This is a genomic window from Bradyrhizobium sp. Crot121 (assembly GCF_059512385.1).
The window spans coordinates 1-623 of the sequence record NZ_JCAMOR010000317.1 but is presented as its reverse complement, the minus strand read 5'-3'; the positions used below and the strand labels follow the sequence as shown (position 1 = coordinate 623).

The window sequence follows — 623 nt, the reverse complement described above, 5'->3', positions numbered from 1 at the left end:
CGCAGCTGGTTTGCCCGCACACCGCGCTCCTTCGATGTCATCCAGATGAGCCTGATCGATACCTGGGCGGCGACAGGGGCCGGCGCCTTCACGCTCACAGAAAATGGTCTCTACACAGTCGAGGCCTGGCAACGCTTTCTCGGTCGGCTTACCCCAAGTGGCCTGTTCACGGTGAGCCGCTGGTATGCGCCGGGCGAAGTGAACGAGACCGGGCGACTGGTCAGCCTTGCGGTCGCGACCCTCCTTGCAAGCGGCGCCGCCGAGCCCCGGCGCCACCTGTTCCTCGCCGCAGCGGGGCACGTGGCGACACTGATCGTGACAAAGTCGCCGCTCTCGCCGGCGGCGCTGACGGCGCTCGAGGACGCCGCCAAAGCCAATGAATTCACGGTGCTGTTGAGCCCGGATGCGTCCGCGCCATCCGCCGTGCTCGAGAAGATCGTCAGCGCTACGGACCGTCGCGTGCTCGACCGGGCGACGACCGGCTTCTATCTCGACCTCACGCCGCCGACCGATGCGCGCCCTTTCTTCTTCAACCAGTTGCGGTTTGCCACGTTGTTGGACGCGGACGTGTTGTCGCACTTCACCCACACCGGGGTGTTCGCGGGCAACCTGATCGCGACGCT

General features: G+C 66.1%; 1 pseudogene. It reads left to right on the top strand.

The window, feature by feature from the left end:
- Nucleotides 1-45: 45 nt before the first annotated feature.
- Nucleotides 46-623: pseudogene (locus AC5ZGW_RS46745) on the top strand (hypothetical protein); the annotation flags it as partial.